The following is a 21,221-nucleotide window of genomic DNA, read 5'->3' on the forward strand; positions in this document are numbered from 1 at the left end:
TGCGTGTATTACCAATGCGGGCCCGGGCTTGGGCGAGGTCGGACCGGCGGGCAGCTATGCGGTATTGAGCGATGTGCAGAAATGGCTGTGTTCTGCCGTGATGCTGCTGGGCCGCTTGGAGATTTTTACGGTGTTGATTTTGCTGACACCGGCTTATTGGAAAAAATAAAGACGGGTCGTCTGAAAACGGATTTCGGGTTTTCAGACGACCTTTTTGTTATCAGGTTTGCCATGCGTGCAAAGCGGCAAGCCTTGAAAAGGAGCGGCTCTGCGTTAAACTGCAAGAGCAAAACAAGCAACGCAAAGGAAATACGATGGATATCCTTACCCGCCTTCAAAACTTGCCGCCGAGCAAGTTTCATTACAGGCTTTTGGTGCTGGTCGGTATCGGCTGGCTGTTTGACGCGATGGATACCGGGCTGGTGTCGTTCATCCTGCCCGAGCTGGGCAAAGACTGGTCGCTTGAGCCTGCGCAATTGGGCTGGATTGTCAGCATCTCCTTTGTCGGCATGGCATTAGGCGCGGTCATCAGCGGCTGGTTTGCCGACCGCTTCGGCAGGAAAACCGTTTTTGCCGGGACGATGGCGGTGTACAGCATAGCAACGGGTTTATGCGCGTTTGCACCCAACCTGTCCGCGCTTTTATTTTTCCGCTTCTTCGTCGGCGTAGGACTGGGCGGGCAGCTCCCCGTCGCGGTGTCCTTAGTCAGCGAATACGCCCCGCCGAAAGTACGCGGACGCTTTATCGTGTTGCTGGAAAGTTTTTGGGGGCTAGGCTGGCTTGCCGCAGCACTCGCTTCCTATTTCTTTATCCCAAAATTCGGCTGGCACAGCGCGTTTTTAATCGGCGCGCTGCCGATTGTGTATATCCCGCTGGTGTTGAAATTCATACCCGAATCCGTACCCTACCTGCTCTCGCAAGGCAAAACGGACGAAGCGCACCGGCTGGTCAGCCGCTTGGAAGAAGAAACGGGGATGACGCCCACCGCAACGGCCATCGCACCGCCGCAAAAGGAAAAACAGCGCATCCGTTTCATACAACTATGGCAACAGCCTTTCGCACGACGCACGCTGATGCTGTGGCTGGTTTGGTTCGGCATTGTATTTTCCTATTACGGCATTTTTACTTGGCTGCCGAAACTCTTGGTCGAACAAGGCAATACGGTGGTCAAAACCTTTGAATATGTGCTGGTGATGATTGTCGCGCAACTGCCCGGCTACATCGCGGCGGCGGCATTGGTGGAAAAAATCGGGCGCAAAGCGACTTTGGCGGGCTTTCTCGCCGCCTGCGCCGTCTGCGCGTGGTTTTTCGGGCAAAGCAGCAGCGCCGCCGAAGTCATGGCATGGGGCAGCCTGATGTCGTTCTTCAACCTCGGCGCATGGGGCGTTTTATACACCTACACACCTGAACTCTACCCCCTCCGCTTCCGTGCCTTCGCCTCCGGCTGGGCGGGCGCAATCGGACGCATCGGCGGTATCCTTGCGCCTATGGTGGTCGCCAAAATGGTCGGTGGCAGCGACGGATTCGGCAATATTTTCATGATGTTCGCCGGCGTGATGATGCTGATTGTATTGGTGATTTTAGCTTTAGGCGAAGAAACGAAAGGCAGGACGCTGGAAGATATCAACGGATAAACGCCGTTTTGCCCGTTGATGAATGATGTATAGCAAACATACTTAACTTTAAATACAGCATGTCATCAAATTCCGTCATTCCCGCGCAGGCGGGAATCCATCGTAAAACTTAAGAAACCCTAATTTGAAAAACAGTTTCTAAAATTTAAAAATGGATTCCCGCCTACGCGGGAATGACGGGGTCGGAAGCCCTGAAGTATCGAAAGTTAATTATGTTTGCTATAAAAGGCTGTCTGAATGGTTTTCAGACGGCCTTTATCTTTAAACAACCGAAAAACGGCGTGATTTCTTCGACGGTTTCAATAAACAGCCCTGCCTCGGCAAGCAATTTTTCCAGTTCGGCGAGGGAGCGGAAGCGGTATTCCGGCGGAGTGTTTTCCTGCATTTCCCGCCAAGTGTAGATGTGGTTTTCAAGCAGATAGGGTTTGATTTGCCGTTCGTAAACCTCGTGCGGGACGGTGTGTTCCAGCAGATAACGGTACACGCGGTCAAACTTGGCCGCATCCTGTCCGGCGTCAAACAGTATCAGCTCGTCCGCCATCAGCCACTCTCCGTCAGGCTTCAAGAGACGGCGTATGGTTTTCAAGGCCTGCGGCAGTCTGTCCGGCGGGATTTGGTGCAGGAACAGGGAAGTCAGTACCGTATCGGCGGCATACCCGGGCAAGTCTTCCCGCCCGATTTCACCCTCTACCAACCTGATTTCCGAATGCCCCGCCCAAGTCTGTCGGGCGGCGGCCAAGTTGGCTGCATCCGCGTCGATTCCGACAATATCCGCGTATTGTCCGACAAACGGCGCAAACGATTTTCCCGTACCGCAGCCCAAGTCTGCCAGGCTGCCGCCTTTGCGGGACGACAGGCGGTACAGCGTCTGCGCCAGCAGCGGGGTCGATTCAAAGGTATCGCGCCCGTCGGGCATGATTGTGCGTTCCACATAGCGGGACAGGGTTTGCGTCCATTGTTGTGCCTGGCTGTCCATGACCGGCTCCTTAAAAAAAACGGATAGACTTTGGTTTTAGGCCGTCTGAAAAGCCGCCCTACTCCGCCCAAATTACCGTTTCCGACGCATCACGGCGCGGTTTCGGAGAAATATCGCGCACACGGTAGCCGAAGGTTGCGGCGACGGACAATCCGTAATGTTCAGGGTCGAGCAATCCGTCTTCGGCAAGGATTTTTTCCACTACGGCATACTCCATGCCTTCGATGGCGCAAGAATCAATGCCGAGCATTGCTGCGCCGGTAAGCATATTGCCCAGCGCGATGTAGGTTTGCTTGCTTGCCCAGTCAAACAGGGCGCGTTCGTCGTCGGCGATGGGCATATCGTGGGTTTGGAAACGGCGGTAGCGTTCAAATGCGCCCGCCCGCTCTTCGGCAGTCAGACCGCGTCTGTCCATCAATTCTTCAAAAGCGGGGCTGTCGTAGCGGGCATGTTTTCGTGCCAACAGGAAAACGACGTGGCTGGCATCCGAAATGGAAGCCTGCATCCCCCAGCGAAGGGTTTGATTTTTTCGCGCAAAGCTGCGTTCTGTACGACCACAAACTGCCACGGCTCGCAGCCGACGGAGCTGGGCGAAAGCCGTCCGAAGTCAAGGATGGCGGCAAAATCTTCGGCACTGATTTTGCGCGCAGGGTCGTAGTAGCGGACGGAAACGCGGCGTTTGAAAATTTCGAGGGCTTGTTCGCGGGTCAGTATCATGATGATTCCTTTGATTGAGTATGGAAGGGGCTTCCTTTCGGACAATCAGAATGGTCAAACGTTCGCAAAGATTGCAACACCAGCGGCAGCGAAACCGTTTGACGGTTGTGTGCAGAAAGGTAGGCGGCGTTAATCAGCTCCAGCGATTTCAAGCCTTCGCGCCCATCGACAATAGGCTCGGCTTTGCCGCGCAATACATCGACAACATTCCGATAATACAGCGGATGCCCGAAACCGTACACCGACGTGGTTTCGTAATTGGCGGTTTTGACCTGTTCGTCGTAATCGCGCTCGTCGGCAAAATTCCACTCCTGAATTTCATTCACCGCCATACCGCCGATGCGTACCGTGCCGGTTTCGCCCAAAATGGTAATCGAGCCTTCGAGGTTTTTCGGATAGGTACACATGGTCACCGCCATCGAGCCGAGCGTGCCGTCGCGCCAACGGAGGTTCATCACGCCCGTGTCTTCGGCTTCAATTTTGCGGTGGGTCGCAATCATCGCCTGCACTTCCGCCACCGGGCCGATGAGCCATTCCATCAAATCGACGTAGTGGCTAGCCTGATTCATGAATGCGCCTCCGTCCATCTTCCAAGTGCCGCGCCAACCGCCCCCTTGGTCGTAATACGACTGCGGGCGCGTCCAAAAAACATTCAAATGCACCATATAGATTTTGCCGAAGCGTTGTTCTGCGACCGCGCGTTTGAGCAGTTGCAGCGTGGCGTTCAGACGGTTTTGTTTCACGACAAACAAACGTTTGCCCGCTTTGTCGGCAGCTTGAACCATAAGTTCGCCGTCGGCAAAGCAGGTTGCCATCGGTTTTTCGGTGACGACGTGAAAACCCGCTTCCAACGCCTCAACCGCCTGTTCGGGATGCAAGCCGGACGGCGTGGTGATGACGATTACGTCGGCATCGGTTTCTGCCAGCATGTCGGTATAGCGGGCATAGCCTTTCGCGCCGGTACGCTTGACCGCCGCTTCAAGCGCGGCAGGATCGATGTCGCACACGGCAACGAGTTCGCAATCTTCTTGCAATACCTCAAACGAGCCAAAATGGTTGTTGGAAATACGGCCGCAGCCGACTAAGGCGAATTTGATTTTGCGGTTTTGAATGGCTTCAGACATTTTCAGACGACGTATATAGTTATAAAAAACGGAAAAAGATTATAGATAAATCAGCCCTCAACCGATACCTAAAATCATGAAAAATTTGACGGGGCGGCAGGATATGGGTGTGCTTTCCGCCGTCGGCCCTTTCCTTTCAAACTCAGGCTGATATGAAGTTAATTTACAACAAATGCGTATCGTGGTTTATAATCCTACTCTTACGAAACAGGGGTGCTGCCTGATGTTCAGGCGGCTGAGAAATACCCTTTACACCCGATCGGGATAATACCTGCGTGGGGAGTTTTCACGGATTCTGTCTTTCAGACGACCTTTTTTGATATTGGGGTCGTCTGAAAAAGCAAAACGCTCCTGTTTCTTCTTTTCAAACGAGAAAACAGGAGCATTTTTTATGACTACGCCAAAGAAAACCGCCAAAACTTCCGGCAACGAAGCGCGCGAGCTTGCCGACTTGAGCGAAGACATCGGCATCCGCTTCAAATATCCGAACTCCGAACGCGTATATCTGCAAGGCAGCCGCGAAGACATCCGCGTGCCTTTGCGCGAAATCCGTCAGGACGACACCTACACGGCGCAAGGCACGGAAGCCAACCCGCCGATTCCCGTCTATGACACCAGCGGCGTGTACGGCGATCCGGCGGCACACATCGACCTGAAACAAGGCCTGCCGCACGTCCGCACCGCATGGCTGGACGAACGCGGCGATACCGAAATCCTGCCCAAGCTTTCCAGCGAATACGGCATCGAACGCGCACACGATCCGCAAACCGCCCATCTGCGCTTCAACCAAATCACCCGCCCGCGCCGCGCCAAAGCAGGTCGCAACGTAACCCAGCTTCACTATGCGCGCCGCGGCATCATCACGCCGGAGATGGAGTTTGCCGCCATACGCGAACGCATGAAGCTGGACGAACTTTTCAGACGGCCCGAATACGCCAAACTCTTGAAACAGCACGCGGGGCAAAGTTTCGGCGCAAATATCCCGACCCACCCCGACCAAATCACGCCTGAATTCGTGCGCCAAGAAATTGCCGCCGGACGCGCGATTATCCCCGCCAACATCAACCACCCCGAACTCGAACCGATGATTATCGGCCGCAACTTCCGCGTCAAAATCAACGGCAACTTGGGCAACTCCGCCGTAACCTCCAGCCTGACCGAAGAAGTCGAAAAAATGGTGTGGTCGCTGCGTTGGGGCGCGGACACGATTATGGATTTATCCACCGGCGCGCATATCCACGAGACGCGCGAATGGATTATCCGCAACGCGCCCGTCCCCATCGGCACCGTGCCCATCTATCAGGCTTTGGAAAAAACCGGCGGCATTGCCGAAGATTTGACTTGGGATTTGTTCCGCGACACCTTAATCGAGCAGGCGGAACAAGGCGTGGACTATTTCACCATACACGCGGGCGTGTTGCTACGCTATGTGCCGATGACCGCCAACCGCCTCACCGGCATCGTATCGCGCGGCGGCTCCATCATGGCGAAATGGTGCCTCGCCCACCATCAGGAAAACTTCCTCTACACGCATTTCGACGAAATCTGCGAAATCATGAAAGCCTACGACGTGTCGTTCAGCCTCGGCGACGGCCTGCGCCCCGGCTGCATTGCCGATGCCAACGACGAAGCGCAGTTCGCTGAATTGCACACCTTGGGCGAATTGACCGGCAAAGCGTGGGAACACGACGTACAAGTCATGATCGAAGGCCCCGGCCATGTGCCGTTGCAACGCGTCAAAGAAAACATGACCGAAGAGCTGCAACACTGCTTTGAAGCGCCTTTCTACACACTCGGCCCGCTCGTTACCGACATCGCCCCCGGCTACGACCACATCACCTCAGGCATAGGCGCGACCAATATCGGCTGGTACGGCACAGCCATGCTCTGCTATGTTACCCCGAAAGAGCATCTCGGCCTGCCCGACAAAGAAGACGTGCGCACCGGCATCATCACCTACAAACTCGCCGCCCACGCCGCCGACCTCGCCAAAGGCTGGCCGGGCGCACAATTACGCGACAACGCTCTGAGCAAGGCGCGTTTCGAGTTCCGCTGGCGCGACCAATTCCGCTTAAGCCTCGACCCCGAACGCGCCGAGAGCTTCCACGACGAAACCCTACCTGCCGAAGGCGCAAAAATCGCCCACTTCTGCTCAATGTGCGGCCCCAAATTCTGCTCGATGAAAATCACGCAGGAAGTACGCGACTACGCCGACAAGCAAAAAGCCCAGCGGCAGGGCATGGAAGAAAAAGCGGTCGAGTTTGTGAAGAAAGGGGCTGAGATTTACAGTTGATAAAAAGGTCGTCTGAAAAGTTTTCAGACGACCTTTTTCTATTTCCTGAACTCTTCCCTGACGATGTCCAGCCAAGCCCTGAGCGCGGGGGTGGGACGCTGGTGTTTTTTCCACGCCATGGTCAGTTGCCAGCGGATTTCGGGTTCGGTCAGCGGGACGGCGGCGAAGGTGTCGGGGTTGATTTTGCGGGCGTAGTATTCGGGCAGAAGGGCGATACCCATATGGTGCGCCACCATGTCGGCGAGCAGATCCCATTGTCCGGTGCGGCAGACGACGTTGGGGGTGAAGCCTTGGCTGCGGCAGGCGGTTTGGATGGTTTCGTTGAGGGAAAATCCTGAGCCGAAGAGGATAAACGGTTCGTGTTGCAGGCTTTTGAGGCTGAGGGCGGCATGGCGGGCTTGGGTGCGCGGCATGAGGACGACGAGCGGGTAATCGCACAGGACGATGCTGTCGAAGTCTTCGTGAACGGGGGCGAGCAGTTGTCCGGCGTCGAGTTCGTTGTTGCGCAGGGATTGCTCGATGGCGAGCGAACCTTGTTCGAGGAAGGTCAGTTCGATGCCGGGCCATTGGCGGCGGAAGCGGAACAGGGCGTTGCTGAGCAGGTCGCTGCCGAGCAGTGCCAAACCCAGCCGCAGCGTGCCGCTTTTGATGTGGCGGTAACCGTCGATGCGGGCGAGCAGCAGGTCGCGTTCGTGCAGGAGGTTCAGCGCGTGGCGGTACACTTCTTCGCCGATGGGTGTGGTGGCGACCTGGCGTTTTTTGCGGCCGTTTTCTTTAACCAGCAGCGGCACACCCAGCTCTTCTTCCAATGCCTGTATGGTTTTGCTGACGGTGGGTTGGGTCAGGTTGAGTGCGGATGCGGCGGCAGAAAAACTTTGCAGGCGCACGAGTTCGGCGAAACAGTGCAGGCTTTTGAAGTCCATTATTCCTCTCATGCATGATTTTGATGCAGATAATTCATATTATGCGCAAACTGCGTCCTTATAATCAAGCCTTCGTTTTGGATTACGGATGGATAAACCTTATGGATACGCTGACGCGATTTTTTCAGACGACCTTGCAGCTTGCCATGGTCGGCTTGGTGTGGCTGGTGTCGGATTTGATGGTGCGCTTTGCCCATCTGCCTGTTTCTTCGGGCGTATTGGGGCTGTTTTTGATGCTTGCGCTGTTGGGTTTGGGCGTGATTAAAACCGGCATGGTCGAGCGCGGCGCGAAATGGGTTTTGGGCGAGTTGGTGTTTTTCTTTATTCCGATTATGGTTTCCGTATTGCAATACCGCGATTTGCTTCTTTCCGAAGGTTGGCGGCTGGTGCTGACGATTGCGGTCGGCACTGCGTTGGTGATGATCAGCACGGCGTTGACGCTGAATTTCTGCTACCGCTGGAAACGCCGCCTGTATAAAAAACTGCACGCCTGATAGGGAACAAAAATGGATTACGCCGCGCTTGCCTGCTTCGCTTGGACCTGCTTCGCCTATTTTATGGCGAAAAAAATCTACCGCAAAAAACCGCTGATGATTTTCTCGCCCGTCGTGACCGTCTCGGTCAGCACCATCGTCCTGATGCTGCTTTTGGGCATTTCCTACGACACTTACCACAAATACACGCAAGGCATCGTTTTCCTGCTCACGCCGGTAACGGTCGCCTTCGCCATTCCGATTTATGAAAACCGCGAGGTCATCCGCCGCCAGCTTCCCATCCTGTCGATAGCGATTTTGGTCGGCATGTTCGTCGGCGTGGCCAGCGCGTTTTTGATGGGCAATATGTTCCACTTCGACAGCGAAGTCACCAACAGCCTGATGGCGCGCTCGATTTCCACGCCGTTTGCCGTCGTATTGGCAAGTGAAATCCACGGCTCGGCGTCGCTGGTATCGCTATTCACCATCATCACCGGCTTCGTCGGCATGATATTCGGCGATTTGTTTTTGGCGTTCACCCGCATCCGCTTCCACACCGCCAACGGTGTCGCACTGGGCAACGCCGCCCACGGCTTCGGCACTTCCCGCGCCGGACAACGCCACGAAACCGAAGGCGTGATGGCGAGCCTGACCATGATTTTGGCGGGGCTGTTTATGGTCATCATCGGGCCGAGCATGGTGCATTTGGTGGTTTGGCTGATGGGCTGAACGGCAGTTTTATAGTGGATTAACTTTAAACCAGTACGGCGTTGCCTCGCCTTGCCGTACTATCTGTACTGTCTACGGCTTCGTCGCCTTGTCCTGATTTAAATTTAATCCACTATACAAAGATATTGGCAACGTCGTCTGAAAAGCCGTTTACAGGTTTTCAGACGACCTTTTTTTGAGTTTGCCGCGGATATAAACGTTGACAATGACAAAATATTAATACTATGCTGAAGTATTACTCACTAGCGGATATATTATGCAAACGACTCATCCGAACCCATCCCTCCGTCTCAACATCATCGGTACAGGCAAAGGACTGCCTTCGCGGCTGGTCCCTTCCACCGAAATCGACGCCCTGCTCGGCATCAAAGAAGGCCGCACCGAAAAACTCAGCGGCTTGGCGCAACGCTACTTTCTGGCGGATGACGAATCTGCCGATGCGATGCAGCTTCAAGCCGCAAAAAATGCGCTGGCGGCGGCAGGCATCACGATTGACGATGTGGACTGCGTCATCAACGCTTCGGGCATCGACCGTCAATGCATTCCCTTCAACGCCGCGCATACATTACGGCTGCTGAAGCCCGCTCGCCCGATTGCCGCATTCGACGTCAACATGACCTGTTTGTCGTTCTTACGCAGCTTGGATTTGGCGGATTCGCTGTTACACAAATATCCCACCATTTTATTGCTCAGCTGCGATGTCGCCTCTGTCGGCTTGGACTGGAACGATTTTCACAGTTCGACCATTTTCGGCGACGGTGCGGCGGCGGCAGTCATCAGGTCGTCTGAACGCGGCGGCGTGCTGACGAGCAAATTCGAGGTACATCCCGAAGGCTACGAATTTTGCACCATTCCTGCGGGCGGCTATGAAAACCATCCGTCCAAACATCCTGAAAGCTATGTCTCCCAAGCCTATTTCCACATGAACGGCAAAAAGCTCTACAAGCTTGCCGCAGAAGCCATACCCGGCTTTTTGGATGAAACTTTGGCGCAGGCAGATTTGACGTTGGCAGACATAGACTGGATCGTTCCGCATCAGGCAAGCCGCGGCGCTTTGCAACACATCATCAGTCGTCTGAAACTCGATCCGGCTAAAATCGTCGATATTTTCAACACCCACGGCAACCAAATCTCCGCCTCCATCCCCTCCGCGCTGCACCACCTGCTGACCGACTTCCCCGTCCGCTCGGGCGATAAAGTTTTGCTGTTCGGCACATCCGCAGGCGTGGGCTTGGGCGCACTGGTTTGGGAAAAACCATGAAAAAGGCCATCGTCACCGGCGCGACCGGCGGACTGGGGCGCAACCTTGTGCAGACGCTGCTTGCCCAAGGCTGGCAGGTAGCCGCCTGCGGGCGCAATGCCGAAATCGGCAAAATGCTGGATACGGAATTTCACGCCTTCGATTTGTCCGACCGCAATCAGACCCTGAAGGCATTTTCCGATGCCGATATCGTGTTCCATTGCGCCGCACTGTCCTCGCCATGGGGGCGTTACGAAGATTTCTACCGCGCCAATGTGACCGCCACGCAAAATGTCTTAGCGGCGATGCGGCACCACCATATCGGCAAGCTGGTACACGTTTCCACGCCCAGCATCTATTTCGACTACCTCGACCAGCATAAAGTCCCCGAAACCTTTATCAGCCGCCACTTCGTCAACGACTACGCTTACACCAAATTCCTTGCCGAACAAGAAGTTGCCGCCGCCACCGACCTCTCCAGTGTCATCATCCGTCCGCGCGGCATTTTCGGCGAATACGATACCGCCGTCCTGCCGCGCCTGCTCAAAATCTCCGAAAAAGGCTTTCTGCCGCTGATTCGGCGCAGCGGCCGCGAAGCAGGCGGCGCATTAGTGGACGTTACCTACGTCGGCAACGTCGTCCATGCCCTTCTGTTGGCAGCTGAAGCCGATGTCCCCCGCGCCATGCCGTTCAACATCACCAACGGCGAACCGCAAACCATCACCGCACTCTACCGGCAAATCATCGATACCCTGCATCTCGGATGTCGTCTGAAACCCGTCTCCTACCGCCTGATTGACAGCGTTGCCCGCCTACTGGAAACGCAGGCACGGCTGACCCGTTCCTTTCGCGAACCCCTCGTCACCCGTTATAGCATAGGCACGATTTCTTTCGACCAAACCCTAGACATCAGCCGCGCCCGTTCGCTGCTCGGCTACGAACCCCAAATCAGCGTTGCCGACGGACTGCGGCAATACGCCCGCTCCTTGAAAGGCTGAAGCTATGGACATCCGTTTCTACCACACCGGCTACTGCACCCATCCCGAATGTATGGTCGAACGGGGCGGCAGCCTGCGTAAAGCCGCCTTTCCCGCCATGACCGCCCACATCACCCACCAAGGCGGCAACCTGCTGTTCGATACCGGCTACGCGCCCCGCTTTTTCCAAGCCTGCCGCCGATTTCCCGAGAAATTTTACGCGCTGACCACGCCCGTCACCCTCAGCCAACCGACCATACGCGAGCGTTTGGGCGATGCCGCGCACGACATCAACCAAATCTTCCTGTCCCACCTGCACGCCGACCATATTGCCGGCCTCAAAGACTTCCCCGACGCGGAAATCATCCTTTCCCGCGCCGCCTACGATTTTGTTTACCGTACCGACAAACCCGAAAGCCTGACCAACCGCATCATCGAAGTCAAACAAGGCTTCCTGCGCGAGCTGTTGCCCCAAGACCTGCCGCAGCGCGCCCGCTTTATCGAAGATATGCCCGAAGTCCGCCTTGACGAAGCGTTTTACCCGTTTGAACAAGGCTACCGCATCAGTGCCGATTTGATTGCCGTCGCCCTGCCCGGCCATGCCGCCGGACAATACGGGCTGATAGCCGGAGAATTTTTCCTGATTGCCGACGCCGTTTGGCGGTTTGCGACCATCAGCCACAACCGCCGCCCCAACCCCATTACCGGCCTTATCGCCCAAAACCGCACCGCCGTCCAAGCCACCATAGACCGCCTGCAAGACCTCCACCGCCGCAACCACGAAATCATCCTCGTTCCCAGCCATTGCGAACCCACCTTGCGGCGCTTGGGCATGGAAGGTTTGGATTAAAGCAGGTCGTCTGAAAACCCGACGAGCAAAGCCCCTCAACCGCCCCAAAGAACACACCATGAAACCTTCAAAATGGCAAATCCTCAAATCCTTTTTCCACACACGAAACTACACGGAACGCGCCGCCCTTGAAGCACACCAGCAAAAACAGCTCGACCGCCTTTTAACGAACCACAACAGCCGCTTCTACCCCCACAGCGCCAAGCTGCAAGACTACCCCGTTATCAACAAACGCATCTTCATGCAGCATTTTGCCGACATCAACGCCTACGACATCAGCGAAAAAGACGCCCTCTCCGTCGCGCTCAAAGCCGAAGAAAGCCGCGACTTCAGCCCCGTTTTTCAGACGACCTCGGGCAAAGAAATCACCGTCGGGCTTTCCTCCGGCACCAGCGGCAACAGGGGCATATTCCTCGTTTCCCCCGAAGAGTCCGCCCTGTGGGCAGGCTATATGCTCAAACGCATGCTGCCCCGCCCCTACCTTGCCCGCCACAGCATCGCCTTCTTCCTGCGCGCCAACAGCAACCTCTACACCGCCGTCAAAAGCCCGCTGATACGCTTTGATTTTTACGACCTGCTCGAAGCCTTGGACGCGCACATCCCAAGACTCAACGCGCAAAAGCCCACCATCCTCATCGCCCCCGCCCAAGTATTGCAGCAGCTTGCCCAGCATCCCGACCTCGCCATACACCCCAAAAAAATCATCTCCGTTGCCGAAGTTTTAGAACCGCAAGTCAAAACCCGCATCGAACAACGCTTCGGCACGCCGGTTCATCAAATCTACCAATGCACCGAAGGCTTCCTCGCCCACACCTGCGCCCACGGCAACCTGCATCTGAACGAAGACATGGTCTATATCGAAAAAGACTGGATAGACCGCGAAAGCGGCCGCTTCGCCCCCATCATCACCGACTTCAACCGCAAAAGCCAACCCGTCATCCGCTACCGCCTCGACGACGTTTTGATTGCCAACGACGCCCCCTGCCCCTGCGGCAGCGCATTCGCCCGCATCAGCACCATCGAAGGACGCTGCGACGACATCCTCGACGCACGCACGGCAAACGGCGAACCTTACTCCCTCTACGCCGACTTCATCCGCCGCGCCATGATTTCAGACGACCTCATCCAAGAATACCGCGTCGAGCAACACGGCAAAGCCCTGCATATTTTCCTCACGCCCGACACAGAACAAACCCGCGCCGCCGCCACCCGCAACCTGGACCGCCTGTGGCAGACGCTGCAACTTCGCCCTTTCGATTACGTTTTCCAGCCGGAACAAACCCGCCCCCTGCACCAAAAACGCCGACGCGTGACGAAAATTTCCCCGCATAGCGAAAATCCGTAATTGTTTTAATGCGTTATCTTTCCAAGCAAAGACAAAAAGGTCGTCTGAAAAATTTCAGACGACCCTTCCAGTAAAAAGAAAACGCCATACCTGACCTTCCTACTTTCCGTAATATAGTGGATTAACAAAAATCAGGACAAGGCGACGAAGCCGCAGACAGTACAAATAGTACGGCAAGGCGAGGCAACGCCGTACTGGTTTAAATTTAATCCACTATACTTTCCGTAATACCTGTCATGTTAAACTTGCAGTAACGCCCAACACTCTTTCAGACGACCTAAACCTTATGCGCCACCTTATCCCCCTCTTCTTCCTATCGTTTCCGTTAGCAGCCTATGCAGGCGGTGATTCTTCAAAAGCCCAAGTCCTCAGTATTGTAGGCAGCCACGGTTACTATCAAATTTCCGTCCGCCAAATAGAACACCTAATTTATGACGATGGATGTACGACATACAATATCCGTATTACTCCTCCTAGAAAAACCTTTTGGGATCTGCTTGGTCTGAGACAAGCTGGCGACCATCCCACCGCCGAACAAACACAAGCTGCTGCCGCAGTGTTGAAACAGTATGCTGCCAATCAGCACCCGCTAGAAATCGGCTATTTAGGTGGCGGACTGTATCCTGATCCTCAGCAAAAATGCCTTTATCACGGCACTGGGATGAGGTTTTATGCACCGGACTATTTAGCCGTACGCCAAGACGCACGTATGGATCTATATCCTTATCTGACCAAACCATAAATACATCCCCGCCACAAAGTAAAAGGTCGTCTGAAAACGGACGCAGTCAGTTTATGCGGAGCTAAAACGAACTCAGTGAATCTTGAGAACAGTTTTTCAGACGACCCTTCCTAATACCAGCCAATCGAAATAAAAACCTCTCCAGCCCCAACCCGCTCGGTTCAAGCCTCATCTACTACCCGATATCGCCCCACTCCAAACCGAATTTCTGCAAATATTTGCGCAGCCTGTCGCTGTCATTGGTTTTGGCACGGCTGTTTCGGGAAACATGAAACAATGCCCTTCCCGCCTGCGCCATGTTTTGGTGTTTGCGGCATTCGTCAATCACGTTCTGCAATTGCAACTGGTCAAACAAATCCAAATTTTCCCAATCGATTTTGTCGGGGTAGTTATCCGCCTTTTCAGACGACCCCTTGTGTAAAAGGTCGTCTGAATCCGCCTCTTCAGCCCATAACCATTTGAGCCGCTCAATTTCCGCCGCTACTTGCTCCGCCTGTATCCTGCCCTGCGGGGCAAGCGTGGCCAGGCGCATGATGCTGGCGGCAAGGTCGCGGAAATTGCCGCGCCATCGGGCTTCGTTTGAATGGGCAAAGGCAAGGTAGGCGGACAGGGCTTCTTTATTGAAACGGGTGGCGCGACCGAGTTCCTGCGAAGCGAGCGCGAGCTGGTGTTCGATGTTCGGCTCGATGTCTTCGCGGCGGTCGGCAAGTGCGGGCAGCGGGTAGTTCCAGATATTGATGCGGGCAAACAGGTCTTCGCGGAAGCGTCTGGCGCGGATTTCCCGCCGCAGGTCGCGGTTGGTACCGGCAATAAGCTGGAAACTGCTTTGCACTTCCTTGTCGCTGCCGACGGGATAAAAATGTTTTTCTTCAATGGCTTTGAGCAACATGGCCTGCTCATCCAAGCCCAATTCGCCGATTTCGTCCAAAAACAGCACGCCGCCATCGGCGGTTTTCAGGTAGCCTTCACGCTTTTCCGCCGCACCGGTAAACGCGCCTTTTTTGTGTCCGAACAGGGCGGAAGCCGCGCCGTCGCCGCGCAAGGTGGCGCAGTTCACATCGACAAACTCGCCTTTAATCAAGTGGCGCACCTTTTTCAACTCGAAAATCCTGCGCGCCAGCATCGATTTGCCCGCGCCGGTAGGGCCGGAGAGCAGAATCGGCGACGGGGAATGCAGCGCGACTTGTTCGATTTCGGCAATCATGCGGTTGAAGGCGGCGTTTTGGGTGGAGATACCGCTTTTCAGGTAGCGCACCGCGTCATCGCGCACGGCGGCAAGGCGTTCGGCAAGCACATCGTAACGCGCCAAATCCAAATCGATGATTTCATAACCGCCGATATCGCCTTTCCCCATGCTGCGCCTTTGGTTTTTCGGCGGAGCAGTCTGCAACAGCACACCGGGGATTTGGCGCGATTCCACCAATAAAAACAGGCAGATTTGCGCAACGTGCGTACCCGTGGTGATGTGGGTGAGATAAGTTTCTTCTTCAGTATCAAACGTATAGCCCGCCGCCCAATCGTGCAGCTTGGTATAAACCTCGGAAAAATCCCACGGGTTTTCCAACTCCATAGGCACGAGATTGACAACGGTGTGCGGCGACACCTGCTGAATATCGGCTTTTACATGATCCGCCAGATCGCGGTATTTTTCCGCATAAAACAGCTCCATGCGGTCAAGATGGAAATCATGACGCTGATTCATGGCGACATTCGGCCGCCACTTCTGCCAACGCCCTTGACCGAAACCGCTGTCCAATACCGTACCGAGAAAGCTGACGGCGACTTGTTTTTTGGGTGCAGTATTCATTTTCAGACGACCTCTAAACGATTCTTTCCAAGACAAATGCGCCGTAACCGTCGCCCAAAGGCAGCTCGAAATCCGTATGTAAAATTTGGCGTTCCGCCTGCACGTTCTCTTTGGTTTGCGGGTTGAAGCCCTCTTTCAAGGTCGTCTGAAAATACACGCCGAAGCCGCGTTTCTGCCACGCGGGCAGTTCGTTGAAATTAATGTTATTTTCAAACAGCAAATCGTGTTTTTGAGCGCGTGTCAGCCCGCTGACGGCATCCGTGGCGCGGGACACGCTTTCGCCTTTTCTGCGCAGCATCCAATAGCAGTGGGCGTTGAGCGCGTTGCGGTGCGCGTCTTCATGCCGCCAACGGAAATAATCGACCACCAGTTTTTCGTTCGGTAAAACGCAAACCCGTGCATCAAAAGCGGCAGGTTGCCCGTGCGCTACCGAAAAGGCAGCGCTGGCTTCGCCCGCCAATACCGAAATGATTTTGCGCGTTTTGCGTTTGAACGTATCGTCGTCGCGGCGCAACAGCAGCGAAATTTCATCGCTTTCGGAATAGCCATACGCCACATTGAAACCGCACTGCATCAAATGCTGGACGGTGTGTGCCATCAGGTCGCGGAAGCGGATATCGAACGGGGCTTCAAACTGCCAAACCTCCTTAGTCAACCGCGTAAAGCCGCGCCCGTCCAAGCGCACTACGATGAAATTTTCCTGCGGCACGCAGAAATCGTAAGCGGTTTCGTATTGCCGCAGGCGTTTGTCCAAATCATCGAATCGCATCACATCTCCTTAAATATCTTATTTTCTATAAATCTATCTAAAAATATATTTTTCAGCATTCTACGCTTTTTGCCGCAAAAGACCAAATTAAAATATATTTTCTTTATATTCAATAAATTAAAAATTAATTTTGAAATTTTTTTATCGTTGGCACGCTGTTGGCTATGTTGTAAATGTAACGATGCAGCAGATGCTGCGGGAAATACAGTTCTATAGGAAAGAATTTTCCGTAAATTTTTAGCTGCCGTGTCGTTACAGGGCGAATGCCGACAAGACTACAAGGTTTCTGCAGGTTCGACTCCTGCCTCGCCTAATAGGCGTTGACGTCTTGTTTTTCTAGTCGCCCACCTTTTCTGATTCAGCAGGCAAATGCCAGCCTTGTTTCCCTGAATGGCTGATGGCTTGCTGTATCGCTTGATCACTCAAGGTCGTCTGAAACTTTTCAGACGACCTACGATGAAAACCGTTTTAGGTACATTCGGCAAATGCAGGAGGAATTACAGCCTGCTAACGCTCGAGGTCGCGGGTTCGAATCCCGCCTCTGCCGCCAACTATGGCAGAGTAGCTCAGAGGATAGAGCGCGTAAAAATTTCTCTACTCCTTGTTGCCAGATGTACCACCCCTTACGGGCGGATGCCGGCAGGATTACATTAGATCGGTTATTGCGGGTTCGATTCCCGCCGCCGGAAACGGCGTAAATCCTGCCAATCTAGCCGCCCACCTTTTTTTACGGCAGCAGGCGGATGCCTGAAGGGATTACATTAACCTTCCACGTTAAAAAAACGTATCCCTTCAAATATTAGCCGCTGCGCTGCCACCCATTCGAGGTCGTCTGAACAGTTCAGACCACCCAAAACCAACAACACGAAAGGAAATGAAAATGGCTAACACCACCTTGTTCCAATCCGTTAAAACCCGTTTGACCGCTGCCGACACCCGCAACGAAGCAGGCAGCATCGCCTATACGCTGACACCCAAGCAACAGCTCGCCCAACTTGCCGCCACCGGCTGCCTGAACAGCACCTACTACACCGATGCGCAAGACCAGCTTGAGCAAGTATTGGAATTGGCAGAAAACCTGAATGCCGAGTTTATCGCCAAAACCGCCGTGTACGCCCGTCAAAAAGGCTTCATGAAAGACATGCCCGCGCTGTTGCTTGCCGTATTGGCGCAAAAAGACGTGAACATGCTTGCCCGCGTGTTCGACCAAGTGGCGGACAACGGTAAAATGTTGCGCAACTTCGCGCAAATCATCCGCAGCGGCGCAGTCGGCAGAAAGTCCTTCGGCAACCGTCCGAAAAAACTGATGCAGACCTGGCTTTTGACCGCTACCGAAAAACAACTGTTGAACGCCGCTATCGGCAATGCTCCGTCGCTGGCGGATGTGGTCAAAATGGTGCATCCCAAACCGCGTGAAGCATGGCGTGCCGCCTGGTTTGCGTGGCTTATCGGCAAACCGTACGACCGCGAAGCATTGCCGCCCATCACCCGCGCCTTTGAAGACTACAAACAAAGCCGCCAAGGCGCATTGCCCGACGTTCCCTTCCAAATGCTCACTGCCTTGGAATTGAACAGCGGCAACTGGGCGCAAATCGCCCGCAACGGCTCATGGCAGCAGGTTCGCCAAAACCTGAACACTTTCCTACGCCATGATGTGTTTGCGAAAAGCAAAAACATCAAAATGGTGGCAGAAAAACTGCGCGACCAAACCGCCATCCGCCGCGCCCGCGTCCTGCCTTACCAATTGCTGACCGCGTATCAGGCAACATCCGAACAGATGCCGTTTGAAATCCGCGAAGCCCTGCAAGATGCGATGGAAACCGCCGTACAAAACGTACCGGCCATCCGAGGCAAAGTCGTGGTTTGCCCGGACGTCTCCGGCTCCATGCACAGCCCGTCCACCGGCTATCGCGGCAGCGCGACCAGCAGAACCCGCTGTATCGACATCGCCGCGCTCGTGTCCGCCGCCATGTTGCGCACCAATCCGAAAGCCCGCGTGATACCGTTTGAACAAATCACGGTAAACGTACAGCTCAACCCGCGCGACAGCATCATGACCAACGCCCAAAAACTCGCCAATATCGGCGGCGGCGGAACGGCATGCAGCGCACCGCTCGCCATGCTGAACCGCGAAAAAGCCGATGTGGATTTGGTCGTCATCGTGTCTGATAACGAAAGCTGGGCAGACCTCGGACAATGGGGCGGCAAAACCGGCCTGATGAAAGAATGGGACATCCTGAAACAACGCTGCCCCGAAGCCAAACTCGTCTGCTTGGACATCCAACCCTACACCACCGCACAGGCGCAAAACCGCCATGACATCTTGAACATCGGGGGCTTCTCCGACCAAGTGTTCACGCTCATCGGATCGTTCGCCGAGCAAGGTATGGGCGCGGATTTCTGGGTGGAAGAGATTGAGAAAACCGAGCTGGCGGCGGTAAATTAGCCAAGGGGTCGTCTGAAAATAAGGTGGACAACGTTTTCAGACGACCTTACCGGTAAAAGATTGAGTGGCAAACATGAATGCTGACAAACTAGCCCTGTGCGAAACCTTTCCTGCGACCTTGCGGCATGAGGCAGAAACGCTGATTTTGCGGCAGCCCTACCGCAGTCGCTTGTCCGTCCTCCAAGGGGAAACCGTTGTTTCAGACGGACAGACAATCCGCCTCATCAGACGCCAATATGCGGCTTTCCATGCGAAAGGAGATGAGGTTCGGCAACTGATGGCACACTGTCTGAATACTCGCCATCATGACGGTCATATTCGCGAACGGCATTTCAAACCGCTGCTCGCCGCCGGACAGCCTGCGTTCGTCCTGCCTTTTGCCGCACAGTTGCTCGGCGAATACGTTTTGCCGATACAATTTGACGTTGCCGTATTTTTCCAACACAACGCTGCGGCTTTGGCACGTTTTTTCGCTGACAACCCGCTTTATTGGCAAAAGCAGAAAAACCGCATCCGCAGCTATTGGCATTGTTATCACAGCAGCCGTTATCCCGATTGGCAAAGTTATCCCGTCCGTTTGCTGACGGAAGAAATCAATAAAGAAATCGCCCGTATTGTTTTCAGACGACCCCTCACACCAAACTTCGTCTGAAAACCCAAATAAGGAAACTAAAACCATGCAAAAATTCATCTTAATCCGCGGTCATCAAGGTTCGGGAAAATCGACTTTTGCCGAACAAAAAGCCGCCGAATTTAAAGCGCAGTATCCGGATGCGGAAATCGTCCGTATTGAAAACGACTTACTCATGACCGACGAAAACGGCGTGTACCGCTGGTCGGGCGAGGCGCTGGATAAGGCGCAGAAACGCGGTAATGCCTTGATGACCGAGACCTTAAAAATCGGACGCCAAAATCCGAACCGCAACATTTTAATCATCCATTCCAACACCAACCAAAAGGCTTCGCGTTGCCGCCATTTGTTGGATCTGGCGAAAAAAAGCGGTTTTGAAACAGAAATCTACCGTATGCACAATTTCTATCCCAACCTGCACGGCGTGAAAGAGCATGACGTGTTGGCGGCGTATATCAAGCTGAACCAAAACCGTGTGGCAAACGAAATCCACGTTGAAGCCGTACAACCCGCCAGCGCGGAACAACTGGAAAAAATCAAGCAGATGCAGGCTTTCGAGCGGCAACCCTTGTCGTTTGACGAAGCGCAGCAAACCTTCGTTACCGAAAATTATCTGCAACACGGCAGCCGCAACTTTACCGCCAAAGCATCCAAGCGTTATCCCGAATTGCGCGTGTTGAAATACGCCCGCAGCGTGTTCTACGACAACCGCTTCGACGACGCGCTGCTGGAAATGCGCGGTTTGATTATCGACGCGCACAACCGCATCATCGTGCGCCCGTTTAAAAAAGTGTTCAATTATTCGGAACGTATTGCCAAAGGTAGCCGTTATCCGATCCGAATCAGCGACGATAGATTGGTGGATGCGGTCGTAAAAGTAAACGGCTTCCTCGGCTGCTGCACTTTCGTCTCGCTTTCAGACGACCACCCGTCCCACGGCGCGGCGTTTGACGGCAAAGTGCTGTATTCGACCACCGGTTCGCTCGACAGCGCGTTTGCAGACATGACCGCCGCACACTGCGCGCAATACGAAACCCTGTTCCGCGCTTATCCGAACCACACTTTTTTGTTTGAAATCACAGACGCAAAAGACGTGCACATCATCCGCGAAGAATTGGGCGAAACCCTAATCGGCTGCATCGACGTGGCGACAGGCCGTCAGTTTACTGAAGCCGAATTGGACGAAATCGGCAAACAATACGGCATCCGCCGCCCTGAAACGCTGAAAAACATCACGTTCGGCGAGCTGAAAGGTCGTCTGAAAAACGTGGAACACGAAGGCTTTATGGTATTTGATGCGCAAAACGGCGAAATGCTGTTCAAACTCAAATCGCCGTATTACTTGATTTCCAAGTTTCTGGGACGAAGCAACGAAGGCAACATCGGACGCAAGCTCGACAAACGCCACGTCGATGAAGAGTTTTACCCCTTAATCGACCATATCCACGAGCATCGCGAAGCGTTCAACGCCATGCCGGAATTGGATAAGATTGCGTTTATCCAAGCATTCTTACGGCAACTGTAAGGTCGTCTGAAAAATGCCGG

At 54.3% G+C, this 21,221-nt stretch carries 17 protein-coding genes, 2 pseudogenes and 1 riboswitch; of the genes and pseudogenes, 13 read left to right on the forward strand and 6 right to left on the reverse strand.

The window, feature by feature from the left end; all coding sequences use genetic code 11:
- Together HMPREF1028_RS14625 and HMPREF1028_RS05820 are read left to right on the forward strand one after the other, a co-directional pair.
- A pseudogene (locus HMPREF1028_RS14625) lies at positions 1-169 on the forward strand (TrkH family potassium uptake protein); the annotation flags it as partial.
- 145 nt (positions 170-314) lie between these two features.
- Complete coding sequence (locus tag HMPREF1028_RS05820; protein ID WP_009311854.1) at positions 315-1,634, forward strand: MFS transporter; 1,320 nt, start codon at positions 315-317, stop codon at positions 1,632-1,634.
- Between the two features lie 244 nt (positions 1,635-1,878).
- Here the strand turns inward: HMPREF1028_RS05820 and HMPREF1028_RS05825 are convergent, their stop codons facing one another.
- The 3 genes and pseudogenes from HMPREF1028_RS05825 to HMPREF1028_RS05835 all read right to left on the reverse strand — a co-directional run bounded on the left by HMPREF1028_RS05825 (position 1,879) and on the right by HMPREF1028_RS05835 (position 4,451).
- On the reverse strand, positions 1,879-2,610 hold the full coding sequence (locus HMPREF1028_RS05825) for a class I SAM-dependent methyltransferase (protein WP_009311855.1): 732 nt from the start codon (positions 2,608-2,610) through the stop codon (positions 1,879-1,881).
- A 58-nt stretch (positions 2,611-2,668) separates the two neighbouring features.
- Positions 2,669-3,330, reverse strand: a pseudogene (locus tag HMPREF1028_RS05830) (NAD(P)H-dependent oxidoreductase).
- Positions 3,324-4,451 (reverse strand): Gfo/Idh/MocA family oxidoreductase, encoded by a 1,128-nt coding sequence (locus HMPREF1028_RS05835; RefSeq protein ID WP_009311858.1) that lies wholly within the window; start codon positions 4,449-4,451, stop codon positions 3,324-3,326. Before HMPREF1028_RS05835 ends, HMPREF1028_RS05830 begins: the two are co-directional and overlap by 7 nt.
- Positions 4,452-4,650: 199 nt before the next feature.
- A riboswitch (TPP riboswitch) is annotated at positions 4,651-4,750 on the forward strand.
- 92 nt (positions 4,751-4,842) lie between these two features.
- Here HMPREF1028_RS05835 and thiC point away from each other — a divergent pair.
- Positions 4,843-6,744: a phosphomethylpyrimidine synthase ThiC gene (thiC, locus tag HMPREF1028_RS05840; protein ID WP_009311859.1), complete on the forward strand. Its 1,902-nt coding sequence runs from the start codon at positions 4,843-4,845 to the stop codon at positions 6,742-6,744.
- 38 nt (positions 6,745-6,782) lie between these two features.
- Here the strand turns inward: thiC and HMPREF1028_RS05845 are convergent, their stop codons facing one another.
- Positions 6,783-7,667 carry a LysR family transcriptional regulator gene (locus HMPREF1028_RS05845; RefSeq protein WP_009311860.1) on the reverse strand — a complete coding sequence of 295 codons (885 nt, stop codon included), beginning with the start codon at positions 7,665-7,667 and terminating at the stop codon, positions 6,783-6,785.
- Between the two features lie 14 nt (positions 7,668-7,681).
- On the opposite strand from HMPREF1028_RS05845, the gene HMPREF1028_RS05850 reads away from it, so the two are divergent.
- From HMPREF1028_RS05850 to HMPREF1028_RS05880, 7 genes are all read left to right on the forward strand, one after another.
- Positions 7,682-8,161 carry a CidA/LrgA family protein gene (locus HMPREF1028_RS05850; RefSeq protein ID WP_009311861.1) on the forward strand — a complete coding sequence of 160 codons (480 nt, stop codon included), beginning with the start codon at positions 7,682-7,684 and terminating at the stop codon, positions 8,159-8,161.
- A 12-nt stretch (positions 8,162-8,173) separates the two neighbouring features.
- Positions 8,174-8,869 carry an LrgB family protein gene (locus tag HMPREF1028_RS05855; RefSeq protein WP_009311862.1) on the forward strand — a complete coding sequence of 232 codons (696 nt, stop codon included), beginning with the start codon at positions 8,174-8,176 and terminating at the stop codon, positions 8,867-8,869.
- 256 nt (positions 8,870-9,125) lie between these two features.
- Positions 9,126-10,130, forward strand: a complete 1,005-nt coding sequence (locus tag HMPREF1028_RS05860) for a 3-oxoacyl-[acyl-carrier-protein] synthase III C-terminal domain-containing protein (RefSeq protein ID WP_009311863.1) — start codon at positions 9,126-9,128, stop codon at positions 10,128-10,130.
- Positions 10,127-11,107, forward strand: coding sequence for an NAD(P)-dependent oxidoreductase (locus HMPREF1028_RS05865; protein ID WP_009311864.1), 981 nt, complete (start codon positions 10,127-10,129; stop codon positions 11,105-11,107). The genes HMPREF1028_RS05860 and HMPREF1028_RS05865 overlap by 4 nt, the downstream gene beginning before the upstream one ends.
- Before the next feature lie 4 nt (positions 11,108-11,111).
- On the forward strand, positions 11,112-11,936 hold the full coding sequence (locus tag HMPREF1028_RS05870; RefSeq protein WP_009311865.1) for an MBL fold metallo-hydrolase: 825 nt from the start codon (positions 11,112-11,114) through the stop codon (positions 11,934-11,936).
- A gap of 58 nt (positions 11,937-11,994) precedes the next feature.
- A complete protein-coding gene (locus tag HMPREF1028_RS05875) occupies positions 11,995-13,281 on the forward strand; it encodes a F390 synthetase-related protein (protein WP_009311866.1) in 1,287 nt (428 codons plus the stop codon).
- Positions 13,282-13,567: 286 nt separating this feature from the next.
- Positions 13,568-14,023: a hypothetical protein gene (locus tag HMPREF1028_RS05880; RefSeq protein ID WP_009311867.1), complete on the forward strand. Its 456-nt coding sequence runs from the start codon at positions 13,568-13,570 to the stop codon at positions 14,021-14,023.
- Positions 14,024-14,198: 175 nt separating this feature from the next.
- Here the strand turns inward: HMPREF1028_RS05880 and rtcR are convergent, their stop codons facing one another.
- Positions 14,199-15,830 (reverse strand): RNA repair transcriptional activator RtcR, encoded by a 1,632-nt coding sequence (gene rtcR / locus HMPREF1028_RS05885; protein WP_009311868.1) that lies wholly within the window; start codon positions 15,828-15,830, stop codon positions 14,199-14,201.
- Positions 15,831-15,843: 13 nt separating this feature from the next.
- Positions 15,844-16,599: a tRNA(His) guanylyltransferase Thg1 family protein gene (locus tag HMPREF1028_RS05890; protein ID WP_009311869.1), complete on the reverse strand. Its 756-nt coding sequence runs from the start codon at positions 16,597-16,599 to the stop codon at positions 15,844-15,846.
- Positions 16,600-17,473: 874 nt separating this feature from the next.
- Here HMPREF1028_RS05890 and HMPREF1028_RS05895 point away from each other — a divergent pair.
- The 3 genes from HMPREF1028_RS05895 (at position 17,474) to HMPREF1028_RS05905 (ending at position 21,201) form a co-directional block, all read left to right on the forward strand.
- Positions 17,474-19,045 carry a TROVE domain-containing protein gene (locus HMPREF1028_RS05895; RefSeq protein ID WP_036529267.1) on the forward strand — a complete coding sequence of 524 codons (1,572 nt, stop codon included), beginning with the start codon at positions 17,474-17,476 and terminating at the stop codon, positions 19,043-19,045.
- A gap of 73 nt (positions 19,046-19,118) precedes the next feature.
- Positions 19,119-19,697: a hypothetical protein gene (locus HMPREF1028_RS05900; RefSeq protein WP_009311871.1), complete on the forward strand. Its 579-nt coding sequence runs from the start codon at positions 19,119-19,121 to the stop codon at positions 19,695-19,697.
- Positions 19,698-19,722: 25 nt separating this feature from the next.
- Entirely contained in the window at positions 19,723-21,201 is a 1,479-nt protein-coding gene (locus HMPREF1028_RS05905; protein WP_009311872.1) for an RNA ligase, read from the forward strand.
- Positions 21,202-21,221: the final 20 nt, after the last annotated feature.

It is taken from the genome of Neisseria sp. GT4A_CT1 (assembly GCF_000227275.1).
Classification (GTDB): Bacteria; Pseudomonadota; Gammaproteobacteria; order Burkholderiales; family Neisseriaceae; genus Neisseria.